The sequence below is a fragment of the Streptomyces sp. NBC_01707 genome, from assembly GCF_041438805.1.
Lineage (GTDB): Bacteria > Actinomycetota > Actinomycetes > Streptomycetales > Streptomycetaceae > Streptomyces.
Window position 1 is genome coordinate 599,964 of sequence record NZ_CP109190.1, and the last position, 15,645, is coordinate 615,608.

The window sequence follows — 15,645 nt, forward strand, 5'->3', positions numbered from 1 at the left end:
CGGGCAAGGCCGTCATCCGAGCCGGATGGTGTCACCCGTGACGGTGATCGGTTCGGCGGCCAGCGGCCGCGGCGCGGGGCCGGCCACGACCGCTGCGTCCGTGATGCGGTACCGACTGCCGTGGCAGGGGCAGTTGATGGTGCCGTCGCTGACCGAGACGACGGTGCACCCCTTATGGGTGCAGATGGCGGAGAAGCCCTTGAACTCGCCCTGCTCGGGCTGGGTCACCACGACCTCCTGCTCCTCGAAGACCTTGCCGCCTCCGACCGGAATGTCCGAGGTCTTGGCGAGCGCCTCGCCTCGCGGCGCGGAACCGGCGGCGCTCGCCTTGCCTGTCCCGGTGCTCGGCGTCGCGCCGCGGGAGGTCTTCGGTGCGGATGCCGTGCCCGTGTCTCCGTCCCCGGACGAGCCGCAAGCGGTCACCAGCCCGGCGGCCCCCGCCGCGCCAGCCGTGAGGACCGTCCTTCGCCGTGCGTGCATCGCTTGCTCCCTGTGTGGTGGCCACGACACCGTGAGCCGTCTGCTCCCGGCACAGGCATCGTTACCCCGGGGCCCTGAGGTCCTAGCAACCTGGCGGCAGGCTCGCCCGAGTGCCACAAGCCCGGTTCCGGTCGACAGTTGCGGGAGAGCCGCTCGGCCCGAACGGGCGAGAGCGTCGCGCCATGGTCACGCGTACCTCGGACGATGCCATGCGCTCGACGCGCTCGGGAGCCGTCGCCATGACTGCAGGCGGCCACCCGAAGGCTGATCGGGTGGCGTCAGCGCAGTGCAACCTCGCCCGCGTGGACGGCGTGCATGGCGCGCTCGACAGTCTCCCGATTCTCGCCGACCGGAGCCACGTAGTCGATGACGTCGCGCGCCGCTTCCTCGCCGAGCATCCTGGTCATCACCCACGCGGCGAGATACTGGGACGCCAGGCAACCGCCCGCCGTTGCGATGTTCCCCTCGGCGTGGAACGGCGCGTCCAGCACGGTGACGTCGCACGCTTCGACAAAGGGCCGGCTCTTCATGTCCGTGCAAACCGGCATGCCATCCAGCAACCCGAGCCGGGCGAGCACCAGTGCACCGGAGCACTGCGCACCGATCAGCTGTCGTGAAGGGTCGAGCGACAACCTGGAGATCAGCCGGTCGTCGGCGACCACGTCTCGCGCCTTCACCCCACTACCGATCAGCACGACGTCGGCTTCGGTCACGAACTCCATCGGGCGCTGCCCGGTCACCTCGACGCCGTTCATCGACGTGACCACCGGCGTCGGCGTCGTGATGAAGGCCTCCAAGCCGTCCTTGCGGCACCGGTTGATCAGCGCGGAAGCGATGAAGCTGTCGAGCTCGTTGAACCCGTCAAAGGTGACCACGGCGACCTGCATCACAACCCCTTCACGTACGGCGTCAAGCCGCCAGTCTCTCCAACACGCCACTCCGGGTCCACAGCCAATCGGCGACTGGTGGCACGCCTGCCGCCGCTCCGCGTCCCGAGCTCCGAGCCTGAGTACCGCACCGCACCTACCGTCCCACCGGTCGGCCACGTGTGAGCCCGGGCCCTCCCGGCCCGCCGACAGGAACGCCCAGTCCTTCTGACGCCGGCCGCGGTCCGGGCTCACCCAGGGGTCACCGCGTCCCGACGTCGTGAGCGGTACCGTCGGCGACGGCCTGAAGCTTGTCCGGGTTGGCCACGTTGTGGATGGAGGTGATCCGGCCGTCCGCGTCGAAGTCGAAGGTGACAGTGGCGATCACGCGGCCCGATCCGCTGAACAGCATGCCCGGCCCGCCGTTGATCTCGACGAGTTCGGCATTCATGTCGGCGGGCTCGACGCCCTGGTAGGTCACCGTGCCGATGGCTGCGAACCAAGCGGCCACCGTCTGTGCGCCCACGACCGGACGCAGGGCCTGGCGGACCTTGCCGCCGCCGTCGGTCCACAGGGTGACGTCCGGGGACAGCAGCTCCATCAGGGCGTTGACGTCACCACCGGTCGCAGCGGCGAAGAACCGCTCGGTGATCTCGCGCTGCCGCGGCCGGTCGGTGGTGAAGCGCGGCCGCCGGGCCCGCACATGCTCACGAGCACGGTGTGCGGCCTGCCGCACCGCGGCTTCGGAACGCTCCACCGCCTCCGCGATCTCGGCATGGCTGAAGTCGAAGACCTCCTTCAGCACGAACACCGCGCGCTCGAGCGGGCTCAGCGTCTCCAACACCACCAGCATCGCCATCGACACCGACTCGGCGTCCGTGACGGCCTCGGCGGTGTCCCCGCTGGTGAGGATGGGCTCGGGAAGCCATGGCCCCACATAGGTCTCACGCTTGTACCGGGTGGAGCGCAGCCGTTCCAGCGACAGATTCGACACGATCCGCGTCAGGTACGCCTTGGGGTCCGCCACCTGCGAGCGGTCGGCGGACGACCACTTGATCCAGGCGTCCTGGACCGCGTCCTCGGCATCAGCCGCGATGCCGAGGAGCCGGTAGGCCACCGAGAACAGCAGGTTTCGATGCTTGTGGAACACCTGCTGGTCGCGGTCCCCGGACAGGTGGGTCACTGCGTCCCCCGAACCTTGGTGAAGCGGCCGCCGCGGGGCCAGAACGCGCCCGATGAGGGCATCTTCTTCATGCGGCCGTAGGTCGGCCAGGGCGAGGCAGTCACCGTCTCCTTATACCGGGCCGCCGTACCACCAGTCAGATGAATTGATCGCGGACTGTCGTCGGGGCGAGTGAACTGCACCACCGCGTCGTGCCGCCCCAGGCTCACCGGCGTGTGGTAGTAGCCGAAGCGGAACGGCTTGGGCCGCCGCCCTTTCAGCTCACGGACGATCGAGACCGCGACGTGCACACCGGTCGGCATGCCGCTCTGGCAGGTGCCGTGCATGACGCCGTAGCCCTGGCGGATCGCGGCCGCGTCGCCGACGGCGTACACCTCTGGGTGCGACACCGACCGCAGCGTGGTGTCGGTGACGATGCGTCCGCGCTCATCGACGGTCAGCCCGGCGGCGGCCACCATCGGTGACACCCGCGTACCGCTGGTCCAGAGGACCACATCGGCGGCGACGCTCTCCCCGCCGGCCAGCTCCACCGAATCGGACAGCACCTTCACCACCTCGACTCCGCTGCGCACCGCCACCCCCAACCGTTCGAGCGCGCCCTGCAGATAGGCCTTGGCCTTCACATTCATGGCCGCACCGGGTTCCTGTCGGCCCAGCAACAGCACGTTCAGTTCCGGGTACCGCTCGGCGATCTCCGCGGCCGCCTCGATACCGGTCAACCCACTGCCGCCGACCACCACCGTTCCGCTTCCGAGCCGCGCCAGCCGGTCGGCCAGCACCTCGGCGTCCTGAACGCTGTTCAGGTTGTACGCGTGGTCCTCGACACCCGGCACCGCCGCCGTGTCGGTCACGCCGCCCAACCCGTACACGAGCGTGTCGTAGCGCAGGACCCGGTCGTCGTCGATCCGCACCGTCTTCGCGTCCACGTCCACCGCTGTCACCCAGCCGCGCACGAACTGCGCGCCCGTGTCCTCGAGCAGCTCCGGAACACTCAACTCGGCGAGCTGCTGACCCGTCGCCGTCATGTGCAGCCGCAGCCTCTCGGTGAATCGCTCCTGCGCGTTCACCAGAGTCACCTGCACGCCCTCGCGCCGCTTGACCCGAGCCGCGAGCTGGATGGCCGCGGACACGCCCGCGTAACCCGCTCCCAGGATCAGAACGCGGTAGGTGGGAACCCTGCCGGCTTCATGCTGTGTGGTCATCGCTTCGCCTTCCTCCGCTGCCTGTTGACGACCACCAGATGCAAGCTGCCGCCCCGTCCGTGACACGAGAACGATGTGACGCGCGACACAGTCGAGATCTGCAGCCCCGCAGCAGGTCGTCAGAGGGGTCCGCGAAGCCACACCGCCCCCGGAGGCTCGGCCGCGAGCCGCCGACCCACTCCCGTCGGCATGAGACCCGTGTGAGACCCACACCGACGGCTCGACCCCGTCACCCAGGTCGCACGGCGCGCCCCACCGAAGGACGCCGGAGGCATGCGCGGGCCTGGATCGCTCCGCGCTCGGGAGGCCGGCCGCGACCAGTACTTCTGACCCGGCGCCCGAAGCGGCTGCTCTCCCGGCCATACGCGCCACCGTCCGACACGGAGCCCACCCACAACATGACCAAGCGGTCAGGTTAAGTGTTACGCTCAACATGACTCGACGGTCACTTTATGCCTGTCGGTCACCGGGTGATCCGCCGAGAGGACAGCCCGGCGTATCACCCCTTCTCACCACGCATTCCTGGGAGGAAAACGTGAGCGACACCCTTGAAGGAAAGGTCGTCCTGGTCACCGGCGCGTCCTCGGGCATCGGCCGGGCCACGGCGCTCGCCCTGTCCGAGGCGGGCGCGCGGGTGGCCGTCGGCGCCCGCCGGGCCGACCGCCTGAAGGATTTGGCCCAGGACGCCCCCGGCGAGATCCTGGTCGTTGAGCTGGACGTCACCGACGAGCAGTCGGTGCAGGAGGCGGTCGCGGCGACCGTCGAGCGCTTCGGCGCACTCGACGCCGTGGTGAACAACGCCGGCATCATGCTCAGTGGGGCGATCCTCGGCGCGGACACCACGGAGTGGACGCGCATGATCGAGACGAACCTGCTCGGCTCGATGTACACCGTCCACGCCGCGCTGCCGCACCTGCTGGAATCCAAGGGCGCCGTGGTGCAGATCTCCTCGACTTCGGGACGCATCTCCTCCGCCGCGAGCGGTGTGTACGCGGCCACCAAGTTCGGCATCACCGCCTTCGCGGAGGCGCTGCGCCAGGAGGTCACCACGCACGGCGTGCGCGTCGTCGTCGTCGAGCCCGGATTCGTCTCGACCGAACTGACCAGCCACATCACCGACCCGAACATCCAGGCCGCAGCCAAGGACATGGCCGAGTCCATGCGGACCCTCCAACCCGAGGACATCGCCGCCGCCGTCGTGTACGCACTCACCCAGCCCGCACACGTGGCCGTCAACGAGATCCTCATCCGCCCGACCGACCAGACCCGCTGAACCCGGGTGCGGGCCCACCACCGGGCCCGCACCCCAGGGCATCGCCTCGGGTCCACGGTGTGCCGGGGTGCCCGGCGGTCCGTACGACCCCGCGCACCGCCCGCCGACCCCTGGCCGGCCCCGCCCCACCAGCGAAACCGGCGCCCACCCGACGCGACCACGCCGCGTCCCCGCCGACCCTGGCACGGACCTGCTGCTCACGGTCGCTCCGTCGCGGACGCCGGAAGGAGCGACGTCGGCAGCGGCGCGGACCGTGGGAGCGCCCGCCACAACGGTCATGGTCACCCGTGACGGTCGGGATCCCGTGCCGGGCAGGACGATGCGGGGCACGGTTGCGCCCGGTCGGGCGAGGATTCACGCTGGGAAGGAATGGGCCGGTGTGCTCGACGAGCTGGGGGTCGTCGTTACCGCCCGATCCGGCCCCGGGCACCGTTGCCCACGGTGCGACAACCGGCTGCGAGAACCTCCTGGCAAGGGTCGGGCGGCTCCGAGCGGAGGCGCTGGACCTGTCCGCTGTCTGCCCGTGGCGCCGAGAACGCGTCCGCCGCCGTGGGCGCCACCGATTCGACGTCTGCGGGGACACCGGCAGGTCACCGCTCAGGCGCAGACACCGTCTGCCCAAGCTTCCCGACGGCCGCGGGACGAGCCTGCGAAGCCGTCGGCCTCGTCGTCACCACGAGGGGCGAGGCGCGACCCTCGTGGACAGCTCGCCTGCCGTTGTTCACCGCTGATCCTGCCGTGGGCCGACGGTCCGCCGTCAGGGCGCTGCACTCCCCGGTCGTGACAGCCGAGCTGTACCGAAGGGAAGGTTGGGATGGACATGGACGGAACGCGGACGATGGCGGCCCCGGTCGTCGCGGGCCCGCTCGATCCGGAGCAACTGCACCGGATCCACGCGTGGTGGCGGGCGGCGAACTATCTGTCCGTCGGCGAGATCTACCTGATGGACAACCCGCTGCTGCATGAACCGCTGCGCCCCGAACATGTGAAGCCCCGACTGCTCGGGCACTGGGGCACCACCCCGGGGCTCAACTTCATCTACGCGCACCTCAACCGCTGCATCACCCAGCGCGACCTGGACATGATCTACGTGATGGGTCCCGGTCACGGCGGGCCGGGACCGGTGGCGGCGGCATGGCTGGAAGGCACCTACAGCGAGGTCTACGCCGACGTGTCCCAGGACACGGCCGGGCTGAAGAAGCTGTTCACCCAGTTCTCCTTCCCCGGCGGCATCCCCAGCCATGTGGCCCCGGAGACTCCGGGATCGATCCACGAGGGCGGCGAGCTCGGATACGCCCTGTCGCACGCCTACGGCGCCGCGTTCGACAACCCCCGGCTCATCGTCGCCGCGGTCGTCGGCGACGGAGAGGCGGAGACGGGACCGCTGGCGACCAGCTGGCACTCCAACAAGTTCCTCGACCCGCAGCGCGACGGCGCGGTGCTGCCGATCCTGCACCTCAACGGTTACAAGATCGCCAGCCCGACCGTGCTCGCCCGCATCGAACCCGAGGAACTGGACCAACTGCTGCGCGGCTACGGCTACGTCCCCCATCTCGTAGAGGGTTCCGACCCGGAACGGATGCACCAGGACTTCGCGGCCACCGTCGACCGGTGCCTCGACGAGATCGCACGGATCCAGCGGCGCGCCCGCCACGACGGAGTCACCGAGCGCCCCCGCTGGCCGATGATCGTCCTGCGCACGCCGAAGGGCTGGACCGGCCCCAAGGAGGTCGACGGGCTGAAGGTGGAGGGCTCCTGGCGCTCGCACCAGGTGCCGTTCAGCAACGCCCGCGGCGACGCCGCACACCGGGCGGTCCTGGAGCAGTGGATGCGCAGCTACCACCCCGAGGAACTGTTCGACGAATCCGGCGCCCCGGTACCCGAGATCCGCGACCTGCACCCGATGGGTGACCGGCGGATGAGCGCCAACCCGCACGCCAACGGCGGCGTGCTGCTGCGCGACCTACGGATGCCGGACTTCCGCGACTACGCGGTGCCGGTCGAGTCACCCGGCACGGGAGCGGTGGAGTCGACCCGGGTCCTGGGCACCTTCCTGCGGGACGTGATGCGCCGCAACATGACCAACTTCCGGGTCCTGGCGCCCGACGAGAACAACTCCAATCGGCTGGGCGCCGTCCTCGAGGCCACGCAACGGACCTGGGTGGCCCGGATGCAGCCGGACGACGTGGGCCTCGGCGTCGACGGACGGCTGATGGAGATCCTTTCCGAGCACACCTGTCAGGGCTGGCTGGAGGGCTATCTGCTGACCGGCCGGCACGGGTTCTTCTCCTGCTACGAGGCCTTCATCCACATCGTCGACTCGATGTTCAACCAGCACGCCAAGTGGCTCAAGACCACCGAGGGCATCGAATGGCGGCGCCCCATCGCCTCTCTCAACTACCTGCTGAGCAGCCATGTGTGGCGGCAGGACCACAACGGGTTCTCCCACCAGGATCCGGGCTTCATCGACCATGTGGTGAACAAGAAGGCCGACGTGATCCGGGTCTACCTGCCGCCGGACGCCAACACTCTGCTGTCCACGGTCGACCACTGCCTGCGGAGCAAGCAGTACGTCAACGTGATCGTCGCCGGCAAGCAGCCCCAACTGCAGTACCTGGACATGGACGACGCCATCGTGCACTGCACCAAGGGCATCGGGATCTGGGACTGGGCCAGCACGGACGCCGGCGTCGAGCCCGACGTGGTACTGGGTTGCGCCGGGGACATACCCACGATGGAGACCCTGGCCGCGGCCGAGATCCTGCGCGGCTGGTTCCCGGACCTGCGGGTGCGGGTGGTGAACGTGGTGGACCTGATGCGGCTGCAGAGTGAACGGGAACACCCGCACGGGCTGTCGGACCAGGAGTTCGACGCGTTGTTCACCACCGACCGGCCGGTCATCTTCGCCTACCACGGGTACCCGTGGCTGATCCATCGCCTGACCTACCGGCGTACCAACCACGACCAGCTGCACGTCCGTGGCTACCTCGAGGAGGGCACCACCACCACCCCCTTCGACATGTGCGTACTCAACCGGATCGACCGGTTCGACCTGGCCATCGACGTCATCGACCGGGTGCCCCGGCTGCAGGGGATCTCCGCACACCGGCGGGAGGAATTGCGCAACAAGCTGATCGAGCACCGCCACTACGTCCGCACCCATGGCGAGGACCTCCCCGAGGTCCGCGACTGGCAGTGGTCGGCGGTCCCGGGACCGAACACGCCCGCCGAGAAGCCGCAGGCGACCGCTCGGTGACATCCGCCGACAGCCGTCGGAGGCGGGGACGTCCGGGACGGTGATTCCGGTCGCGCGACCCGCAAACTTTCAAGCGTGCGGGTCCGGTGGCGCGACGAGACCGGGCTCAAAGACGAAGAAGACAGCCGCCGTTGCACTTGGCTCGGTGCAACGGCGGCCGGGTCAGCAGGGCAGCTGGTTACAGCTCCCGCTCGATCTGGTTCTCGCTGACCTTGTCCTCGCGCATGGTCGCCTCGTTCTGGACGGCATAGCGAGCCTGCGCCCCGCTGCCCTCGGCACTGCGGATCTCGCCCCGCTGAAGCTCGTCCTGCTGGTCCCGGTACTCCACGTACTGTCCCTTGCGATAGGGCATGGGAATCTCCAAGTCTCGTGTAGGTCGGTTGGGGTGCCCCGCTCGTTCGGCAGGAGCCGTCCCCGCCCTCTTGGCGCCCGCGACTATCGCCAGGCGCACTGACAGCCCACCCCCAACTACGCGCTGCAGCAACCACTGCGGGCCGAATGGAGGACGTCTCGCCCACCCGGCCGCCACCCTGTCCGCGTTGTTGCCGTACGCGCCGATCAGTCCCTCGGTCCAGGCCCGGCAGTCCAGGGTCGAGGTGCCGACCCGGTCGCCGGCGTGGACGACCACGTCTGCGCGGCCTCATCGAGCGGCCGGTGCGGGAGGGCCATGTCTCGCGGGGACAGGCGGGTGTCGGCGAGGAGCAGGAATCGCACGGAATGGCGGCCGCCGTCCGGCCGGGGACTCCACGAACACTGCGCCGGTCAGCGCTCCTGGGCGGTCGGCCGGACCATGATCTCGTTGATCGCGACGTGCGCCGGCTGGGTGACCATGAAGACGACGGTCCGGGCGACGTCCTCGGCCCGGAGCCAGCTGTCCTGCGGCGGACTCTGGGGGACCGACGTCCGGCCACCGCCGATGGTCATCTCCGTCCTGGTCATGCCCGGTTCGACGAGACCGACCCGGACGCCTCGCCCGGTCACCTCCTGGCGGAGCACCTCGCTGAACACGCACACCGCGTGCTTGGTCGCCGAGTACACGCTGTTGTCCTTGCGGGGTACCCGGCCGGCGACCGAGCTGACGTTCACCAGGTCCGCGACGCCCCGGGGCCCCGCGTCCGCCGCGCGCAGCAGGTGCGGGAGCGCGGCGTGGGACATCCGCAGCACCGCCCTGAGGTTGAGGTCGACCATCCGGTCCCAGTCCTCGGGATCGCTGTCCAGTACCGGGCTGCGCATGCTGAAGCCGGCGTTGTTGACGAGGACGTCGAGCCGGCCGAAGCGGTCCACGGTCTGCTCGACGGCCACGGCCGCCTGTGCTGCGTCACAGAGGTCGGCGGTCAGCTCGATGGCCGCACCGCTCCCCCGCTCCCCGAGGGCCGTGGCAATCTCCGCCAGCCGGTCGGCGCGGCGGGCGACCAGCGCGAGCGCGAAGCCTTCCCTGGCCAGCGCCCGGGCGATGGCGGCACCGATCCCACTGGACGCCCCGGTCACCAGCGCCACGCCGGCGTGCGCCGCGGATCCGTCCCGGCCCGCAGTGCGGGCATTCCTGGTCCCCTGGGTGCCGTGCATGGTGATTCCGTTCCTCCCGCTCGTGTGCCGTCGACCCGTGGTGGCCGAGTCCGGTGCCGGAACGAGTCGTACCCGAAAGGCCCGCGGATGCTCCCCTTGCCGGGCCGTCCGGCGGGCCGGGCGCTGTCCCGTCACCCGCTTCGTTCGCCCGAACGGCGGGCGTGAGCGTGCGGACAGGCCCAGGGCTCCCACCGGCCGTCCGCCTCGATGGGCACCGCGGAATCCCGGTGATCCCGGTGCGCTGCTGTCCCGGATCGGCACCGGGGCGGGCACGTGATCGCCCGGACGATCGCTGAGGTCCTTGCCGCGGTCACGGGCAGGTCGGTGACCGAGTGTTCGGCGGCATCGGGTGCTGGAGGCGGGACCGGGCGTGAACGGTCTCGCTCAGGTCGAAGTGGTGGAGACCCTCCAAGATCGCGTCGTCATTACTGTCCCCGATGAGGTGACTGCGTGGATGCGCACGGTCCGAGACTTGCAGGACGCGGTGGGCGTTCTGGTGGTCGCCGCGACCGTGGACACGTCGACCGGCAAGGACAGCTCATGACTGAACGCATCGTCAGTTCCCGCTCGCGCGGATTCCTCTTCCTCGACTCCCACCCTGCCGGCTGCAGGCGACTCGTCGACGACATGTGGCAGGCTGTGCCCGAACCGGTGCGGGACAGTGCGGACGAGGCGCCCGTCGCGCTCGTGATCGGCTCGTCCGCCGGATACGGGTTGGCCGCCACGGTCGCGGGACTTGCCAGGGCCGGTGTCCGTGGGATCGGGGTGTCCTTCGAGAAGGCGCCCGCCCGCCGGACCGGTACGGCCGGCTGGTACCGGACTGCTGCGACGGCCGAGCTGGCCGCGAAGGCCGGGAGAGACTTCGTGTTCCTCAACGGCGACGCGTTCTCCGACGCCCTGAAGGACGAGGTCGCCGATCTGCTCGACAAGCGGTTCGGCGGAAAGCTCGACTACCTCGTCTACTCCGTCGCAGCCCCGCGCCGCACCGATCCGGAAACCGGTGTCACGTACGCGTCCGTACTCAAGCCGATCGGTGAGGCGTACCGCACCAAGACCCTCGTCTTCGACGGCGAAGGGGTACCCGAGATCACGACCGTGGAGACCGGGCCGGCCGAGGGCGACGACATCCAACAGACCGTTGCCGTCATGGGTGGCAGGGACTGGGCCCGCTGGATCGGTCACCTCGCCGGGCGCGACCTGTTGGCGCAGGGCTTCAAGACCGTGGCCCTGTCCTACATCGGATCGCCGCTGACGGCCGCGATCTACCGGCAGGGCACCATCGGTGCGGCCAAGGCCCACCTGGAGCAGACCGCCCGCGACCTGAACGACTGGCTCGCCGAGGAAGTCGACGGCCGCGCCCTCACCTCCGTGAACGGGGCCGCTGTCACGCAGTCCAGCACGGCCATCCCCGGTATCGCGCTCTACGTCGGGCTGCTGCGCGGCGTTCTCGACGACGCCATGGTTCCGCCGATCGACCAGCTCACCCAGCTCTGGGACCAACTCACCGGCGTCACTCCCCTCGACGTCGATGGCGAGGGGCGCGTCCGCCTCGACACGTGGGAACTGACCCCCGCCGTCCAGGAGGCCGTCGCCGAACGCTGGCAGACCGCCACCACCGAGAACATCCCGGCCCTCGCCGACCTCGACTGGTTCACCGTCCAGGTACGGCAGCTCTACGGCTTCGCCGTGCCAGGCATCGACTACGCCGCGCCCGTCGAGACCGATGTCCCTTGGCCCCAGCCCACCTCCTGACACCCAGGAGGAACGCCGTGCACGCGCCGTCCGACGACACCCTGGTCCGCCGGCAGCAGCGCCTCCGAGAAGACCTCCACACCCGACGCGGCGGCCACGCCACCGCCCACGACGCGCTCCGGCAGGCCTCCGGATCCGAGGAACCGCCCTGCCAGGCATGCGGCGCCACAGGAGCGGGCGCCCGTTGCGGACGCCCGCTCCCGCACGGTCAGCTCGCCGGAACGGTGTCCTCGAAGGTGGTGCCTGCCTGCCGGTAGGCGTTGATCTTGGCGGCCACCTGGGCGGGGGTGAGTACCTGGTCCTTGACGTGCAGGACGTAGTCGACACCCTCGTCGTACGCGCGCGCGGTGGTGCTGGTCTGGCCGTTGAGGTCGATCAGCCACTGGTTGAAGTTGATCGACATGCCACGCTCGGGGAGATACGCGGCGTCATGCGTGCCGAACAGCTGTCCGTCGATGTAGTACTTGATGGTGCTGTTGTCGATGGTCAGCACCAGGTCGTGCCAGCCGGTGAAACTCTGACGTGATTCTGTGTGCTGGTTGACGGCCTGCCAGGGGTCCGGGTTGTACGTCTCCCAGGATGTCGTGTAGAGGATGTTGCCCGACTCCCCCCAGCCGCCGTTGGGCAGGTACTCGAAGTCGTACTCCGAGTAGTCGTCGGCCATCGGCGCCTTGAGGTCGTTGATGGTGAAGAAGGTCTGGACGAGGTGGTCGCCGTCGGGCCCCGACTTCGGCGCGTCGCTGAACTTCACCCGGGCCGCATAGGTGCCGTTCCTGAACTTCATCGACTTGGTGAGGACTTCGGTCTGTTGGGTGGACTCGCCGGTCCCGGACGACGAGGTCTCCAGGTTCATCAGGGAGTTGCCGCACACGGCGGAGAAGGTGACGTTCTGCGGCGACCAGGTCGCGCCGGGGACTCCGGGGCCGCCTGCGTTGGAGCGTACGTTCCAGCCGTGCTCCGACAGCTTTGCGTCGCTGTGGCTGGTGTAGTTGAAGTCGTCGAAGAGCGTGGCGCCGTCGCCCGGCGGATCGGTGGGCGGGTCGGTGGGCGGGTCGGTGGGGCCGCCGGGGTCGTTGCCTTCGGGGGCGGTGCCCCACTCGAGGCTGGAGCCGACCTGGGCGGTGACCTTGTTCCAGTCCCCGTACGAGTTCTGTGCGGCTCCGAAGGAGTAGTCGTCGCTCTGCTTCACGCTCTGCCAGTTGGACTGATAGAAGCGCAGCTGCAGATCTCCGCTGTCGGCGCCCGCCGCGAGGGATCCTGCCCCCGAGGTGAAGCCGACCTCGAGGTAGCGATCGGCGGTGGCGGTCGGATGGGCCAGGGTTCCGAAGGTTCCCGTGACGTTGGCGCACCCCTTGACCGCCCAGGAACAGGCGAACCTGTACGTGGCGTCCGCCGAGTCCGCCTTGAAGTAGTAGCGGACCTTGACCTGGCTGAGCTGCAGGGAACTGTTGCCGGAGTTGATGACCTTCAGCCAGGGCTCGCTCTGGTCGGCCGTGGCACCCGATGCGCCGGTCTTGTACTGGACCGTGAGTCCTCCGGCCGCGCTGGCGGTGGACGGCAGCGCAATCAGTCCTGCGCAGCCGAGGCTCACCGCGGCGGCGGCTGCCGCGACGGTGCGCAGACGGTTCTTCGCTCGTGTTGTCACTACGGTGCTCTCCTTTATGGGGGGTTGCGGGGGATTCTCGCGCGGCACCTACAGGGGGCGGTACCGGACGTCGAGCGCGTCCAGGCGGCCTTCGTGCAGCCGCAACCGGGCGAGGAAGTCCGCCCAGCCGGGCTCGTCCGACCAGGCGCGGTCGGCCAGCGCGCACAGCCGGGGGAAGCTGAGGTATTCCAGGTGTGCGGGGGTGGCGGCGAACTCGGTCCACAGCTGGGCCTGGGTACCGATCACCTGTGCTGCGGCTTCGTCCTCCCAGTCGGCCGGCACGGGGCGGTAGGTGTGCACGGACTTCAGGTCGACGACGGCGCCGGGCTGGCCGGGTGGTTCGGTGAGGTCGTCGGACTGGGCGTAGTCGAGGTAGGTGGAGCGGTAGTGGGCCATCACGACCTGCTGGCCGCGCCTCGCCGCGGCGAGGCCGTGCGACGGGTCGCGCCAGGTCGACACGGTGAACTCGGGCGGCAGTACGGTGCCGGTCTCGGCCCAGCCCATGGGGCGCCGGCCGTGGCTGGTCAGGAATTTCCCGATGCGGCCCATGAACCAGCCGTGCAGTGCTTCGGGGCCCTCCAGTCCCTCGTCCTCAACCCTGCGCAGTGCGTCCGCGGAGGCCGCCCATTCGACGGTGGGGCACTCGTCGCCGCCGACGTGGACATGTGTAGCCGGGAAGACGTCCATGACCTCTTCGAGGACGGTGCGGCAGAAGTCCAGGACCAGGTCGTGGACGCCGAGAGTGGTGTCGCACACGCCCCACTCGGTCCATACACCCAGGTGCCGCTCGGGGCGGTTGCCCAGCTCGGGGTAGGCGGCGACAGCCGCCCGGGCATGTCCGGGCATCCCGATCTCGGGCACGATGGTGACGCCCCGCGAGGCGGCGTACGCGACAAGTTCGCTGAGCTCCCGCCGGGTGTAGCTGCCGCCGTGCGGCGTCCCGTCGTACACCCCGCTCCCCGAGGGGCCGATCATCGACTGGGCCCGGTGGCCACCGATGTCGGTGAGTCCGGGGTAGGCCGAGACCGGCATGCGCCAGCCCTGGTCGTCGGTGAGGTGCAGCTGCAGGACGTTGAGTTTGTGGAAGGCCAGCAGGTCCACGTAGCGGCGTACGAAGGAGACCGGCTGGAAGTGGCGGGCCACATCGAGCATCGCTCCGCGCCAGAGATGCCGCGGAGCATCGGTGATCTCGACGCAGGGCAGCTGCCAGGAGCTACGGCGCTGCGGGGTGTCCAGCAGGGCTTCGGACGGCAGCAGTTGGCGGATGGTCTGGATGCCGTGCAGGAGTCCGGTTTCGTGTGCGGCGCGCAGGAGCAGGGCGTGCGGTGCGATGGTGAGCCCGTAGGCCTCGTCTCCGAGCCTGCCCATCTGCGGGTCGAGGAGGAGGCCTAACTGCCCGTTCGGGGAGGGAAGCAGTGGCAGCCCGGTGGCCGGGGCGAGGAAGGAGCGCAGGAGGTCTGCGGCGCCCTCGGTGCCCGGGGCAGCCCGTATGGACGTGTCCGCGTCGAGGGTGAAGCTGCCTGCCCTGGCGGAGAGCTTGCTGGGTCGGGGAATGAGCGGGAAGTCGGTGTGCGCGGGCATGGGTCGGCCTCCGGTGCTGGCAGGGTGCGGTCCTCGCGGGCAGGGGTATGGCCGAGGTCAGCCCTTGACTGCGCCGCCGGTCATCCCGGTCGAAACGCGTCGCTGGAGGGCCAGGAAGAGGATGAGGACGGGGAGCGCGAAGAGTGTGGAGGCCGCCATGGTGGCGCCCCAGTCGGTGCCGAAGACATTCGAGAACGAGGACAGCCAGACGGGCAGGGTGCGGTCGTCCTGGTTCTTGATGATCAGCATGTTGGCGAAGGCGAACTCGTTCCAGGCGGTGATGAATCCGAAGAGCGAGGTGGCGAGCAGGCCGGGAGCGAGGAGCGGGAGGGTGACGCGGCGGAAGGCCTGGGTGCGGGTGCAGCCATCGACCTGTGCCGCCTCCTCCAGTTCGACGGGGATCGCGGTGAGGAAGCTGCGTAGTGTCACGACGGTGAAGGGCAGCGTGATCATGAAGTAGATCAGGGTGAGCATCGACAGCTTGTCGAGCATGCCGGTGTCGCGGGCGATGAGGTACATCGGGATCAGCATGGCTTCCCAGGGAGCCACTTGGGCGATGAACACCATGAGGATGAAGCTGCGCCGCCCCCGCCACTTCATCCGTGCCACGGCGAAGGCCGCACCGAGGGCCACGACGAGGGCGAGCAGCACTCCGCCGAGCGTGACGGTGAGACTGTTGCGCCAGAACGTCCAGAAGCCGTCCGCCTGCACGGCCTCGGTGAAGTGGTCGAAGGTGAGGTGGGTGGGCAGGAAGACCGGTGTGTCGGCGGTGATGTCCTCCGTGGGCTTGAAGGCGGTGAGCGCCATCCAGTACACGGGGAAGATGGAGAGCGCGAACACG

12 protein-coding genes are annotated in these 15,645 nt (G+C 69.5%); 3 read left to right on the forward strand and 9 right to left on the reverse strand.

Annotation, left to right across the window (positions count from 1 at the left end; all coding sequences use genetic code 11):
• Positions 1-12 precede the first annotated feature (12 nt).
• The 4 genes from OG963_RS02825 to OG963_RS02840 form a co-directional block, all read right to left on the reverse strand.
• Entirely contained in the window at positions 13-480 is a 468-nt protein-coding gene (locus OG963_RS02825) for a Rieske (2Fe-2S) protein (RefSeq protein WP_093771309.1), read from the reverse strand.
• Between the two features lie 278 nt (positions 481-758).
• Complete coding sequence (locus tag OG963_RS02830) at positions 759-1,367, reverse strand: DJ-1/PfpI family protein (protein ID WP_093771307.1); 609 nt, start codon at positions 1,365-1,367, stop codon at positions 759-761.
• A 241-nt stretch (positions 1,368-1,608) separates the two neighbouring features.
• Positions 1,609-2,529 carry an RNA polymerase sigma-70 factor gene (locus tag OG963_RS02835; protein WP_319739901.1) on the reverse strand — a complete coding sequence of 307 codons (921 nt, stop codon included), beginning with the start codon at positions 2,527-2,529 and terminating at the stop codon, positions 1,609-1,611.
• On the reverse strand, positions 2,526-3,731 hold the full coding sequence (locus OG963_RS02840) for an NAD(P)/FAD-dependent oxidoreductase (protein ID WP_371798298.1): 1,206 nt from the start codon (positions 3,729-3,731) through the stop codon (positions 2,526-2,528). The genes OG963_RS02835 and OG963_RS02840 overlap by 4 nt, the downstream gene beginning before the upstream one ends.
• Positions 3,732-4,266: 535 nt before the next feature.
• On the opposite strand from OG963_RS02840, the gene OG963_RS02845 reads away from it, so the two are divergent.
• Entirely contained in the window at positions 4,267-5,004 is a 738-nt protein-coding gene (locus tag OG963_RS02845; protein WP_218133074.1) for an SDR family NAD(P)-dependent oxidoreductase, read from the forward strand.
• 814 nt (positions 5,005-5,818) lie between these two features.
• Complete coding sequence (locus tag OG963_RS02850; protein ID WP_371798299.1) at positions 5,819-8,260, forward strand: phosphoketolase; 2,442 nt, start codon at positions 5,819-5,821, stop codon at positions 8,258-8,260.
• A gap of 178 nt (positions 8,261-8,438) precedes the next feature.
• Here the strand turns inward: OG963_RS02850 and OG963_RS02855 are convergent, their stop codons facing one another.
• The gene (locus OG963_RS02855) at positions 8,439-8,612 is read right to left on the reverse strand and encodes a hypothetical protein (RefSeq protein WP_158715936.1); all 174 of its coding nucleotides are present in this window, start codon (positions 8,610-8,612) and stop codon (positions 8,439-8,441) included.
• 410 nt (positions 8,613-9,022) lie between these two features.
• Positions 9,023-9,826, reverse strand: a complete 804-nt coding sequence (locus tag OG963_RS02860) for an SDR family oxidoreductase (RefSeq protein WP_371798300.1) — start codon at positions 9,824-9,826, stop codon at positions 9,023-9,025.
• Between the two features lie 540 nt (positions 9,827-10,366).
• Between OG963_RS02860 and fabV the strand changes: the two genes are divergently transcribed.
• Positions 10,367-11,578 (forward strand): enoyl-[acyl-carrier-protein] reductase FabV, encoded by a 1,212-nt coding sequence (gene fabV, locus OG963_RS02865; protein ID WP_371798301.1) that lies wholly within the window; start codon positions 10,367-10,369, stop codon positions 11,576-11,578.
• A gap of 208 nt (positions 11,579-11,786) precedes the next feature.
• Here the strand turns inward: fabV and OG963_RS02870 are convergent, their stop codons facing one another.
• Genes OG963_RS02870 through OG963_RS02880 form a run of 3 tightly spaced genes read right to left on the reverse strand, consistent with a single transcriptional unit; the run spans position 11,787 to position 15,611 of the window.
• Positions 11,787-13,223, reverse strand: a complete 1,437-nt coding sequence (locus OG963_RS02870) for a cellulose binding domain-containing protein (RefSeq protein ID WP_371798302.1) — start codon at positions 13,221-13,223, stop codon at positions 11,787-11,789.
• Positions 13,224-13,271: 48 nt separating this feature from the next.
• Complete coding sequence (locus tag OG963_RS02875; protein WP_093771293.1) at positions 13,272-14,804, reverse strand: beta-N-acetylhexosaminidase; 1,533 nt, start codon at positions 14,802-14,804, stop codon at positions 13,272-13,274.
• Between the two features lie 57 nt (positions 14,805-14,861).
• Entirely contained in the window at positions 14,862-15,611 is a 750-nt protein-coding gene (locus OG963_RS02880) for a carbohydrate ABC transporter permease (protein ID WP_256328030.1), read from the reverse strand.
• Between the last annotated feature and the right edge of the window lie 34 nt (positions 15,612-15,645).

Bases quoted from the DNA above. Each gene is read 5' to 3' on its own strand.
- OG963_RS02880 (WP_256328030.1), bottom strand. From the start codon at position 15,611: ATGGCGCTCACCGCCTTCAAGCCCACGGAGGACATCACCGCCGACACA.
- OG963_RS02855 (WP_158715936.1), bottom strand. From the start codon at position 8,612: ATGCCCTATCGCAAGGGACAGTACGTGGAGTACCGGGACCAGCAGGAC.
- OG963_RS02860 (WP_371798300.1), bottom strand. From the start codon at position 9,826: ATGCACGGCACCCAGGGGACCAGGAATGCCCGCACTGCGGGCCGGGAC.
- OG963_RS02875 (WP_093771293.1), bottom strand. From the start codon at position 14,804: ATGCCCGCGCACACCGACTTCCCGCTCATTCCCCGACCCAGCAAGCTC.
- OG963_RS02840 (WP_371798298.1), bottom strand. From the start codon at position 3,731: ATGACCACACAGCATGAAGCCGGCAGGGTTCCCACCTACCGCGTTCTG.
- OG963_RS02825 (WP_093771309.1), bottom strand. From the start codon at position 480: ATGCACGCACGGCGAAGGACGGTCCTCACGGCTGGCGCGGCGGGGGCC.
- fabV (WP_371798301.1), top strand. From the start codon at position 10,367: ATGACTGAACGCATCGTCAGTTCCCGCTCGCGCGGATTCCTCTTCCTC.
- OG963_RS02850 (WP_371798299.1), top strand. From the start codon at position 5,819: ATGGACATGGACGGAACGCGGACGATGGCGGCCCCGGTCGTCGCGGGC.
- OG963_RS02830 (WP_093771307.1), bottom strand. From the start codon at position 1,367: ATGCAGGTCGCCGTGGTCACCTTTGACGGGTTCAACGAGCTCGACAGC.